This is a genomic window from Deinococcus roseus (assembly GCF_014646895.1).
Classification (GTDB): Bacteria; Deinococcota; Deinococci; order Deinococcales; family Deinococcaceae; genus Deinococcus_C; species Deinococcus_C roseus.
Genome location: NZ_BMOD01000080.1, coordinates 1 through 1,190 on the forward strand (window position 1 = coordinate 1; position 1,190 = coordinate 1,190).

The following is a 1,190-nucleotide window of genomic DNA, read 5'->3' on the forward strand; positions in this document are numbered from 1 at the left end:
CGGTCGTCCGCTGCGATGATCCCGCAGGGGGCAGGCAAAAAGCAGGGCAGCAGTAAAATTCGACTTGTGAGAACCAAAAAAAACAGCTGCCCCTCAGCAGTTTAGCGTGTCCAAACCCTCAGTGCCAAGACCACCTCCAGCCTGGACGAGACAACCTGACCCTCCGCAAAACCTACGGCAAGCACCAGTTGCGTCTCCTCAGATGCAAAACCTGTGGTAGCGAGTTCAGTGAGCGCAAAGGTACCCCTCTGTGGAACAGCAAAATCGATCCAGACACATTCATCAAGGTGGCAGAAACCTTGTGTGAGGGTAACTCCATCTCTGCTACGGTCAGACTCTGCAAGGTCCACCACGACACCGTAGAGCGAATCATCTTTGTCACCGGTCAACACGCCAGGAACCTGCATGACCACAAAGCGGTGGGGCTGAAAACCACGGCCCTGCAGGCAGATGAAAGGTACGGCTTCTACGGCAATAAGAGCCAGCAACTCTGGGAAGCCACGGTGATCGACCCTTACAGCAAATTTCTGGTCTCCCTGCGGCTGGGCGTGAGAGATGAGCCTTTGGTTCGCTGCCTGCTGCAGGACGCTCGAAATCGTCTGGTCGATCCTCAAAATCTAGCTTTTCTGACCGATGGGGGGCACGGCTATGCCACCCTGTTCCCGGAGATTTTTGGTGTGCCATACAGGACCAAGAAGCAGGGTGGGAAAGGTCGACCTCCCAAAGTGAAGTACCGCATTCCCCGCATGCTGGCCCATGTCCAGCTGATTAAGGTGCGGGAAGGCAGGAGGCTCAAGACCGTGGACATCCGCCACACGCACGGCACCACGGGTCGGATCAAACTAGAGCTGGAGAGACTGGGGTACAACACCCCCAACACTTCCGCTGTGGAGCGCCAGAATGGCACCGCCAGGCAACACACCCCACATATGCACCGCAAAGGACTGGCTTTTGCCCACAAGCAAATCACCCGTGTGGGACTGGCGGAATTGGTCCGACTAGATTACAACTGGGTAAAAACCTGCCGCAGTTTGAAGGTGGAATTACCCGAGAGGGTGGGGCGTCAGAAGTACCTGAAGAGAACGCCAGCAATGGCGATGGGGCTGACAGATCAGGTTTTTACCCTGGGTGAATTGCTTGCCACACCACTTCATGCCCTGAGGGGTGCGTGATCATCACAGCGGACTACC

Annotated in this window: 1 protein-coding gene; it reads left to right on the plus strand. The window is 56.1% G+C overall.

Annotation, left to right across the window (positions count from 1 at the left end; all coding sequences use genetic code 11):
- Positions 1-299 precede the first annotated feature (299 nt).
- A complete protein-coding gene (locus IEY52_RS26460; RefSeq protein ID WP_229684934.1) occupies positions 300-1,172 on the plus strand; it encodes an IS1 transposase in 873 nt (290 codons plus the stop codon).
- The last annotated feature ends 18 nt before the right edge of the window (positions 1,173-1,190 follow it).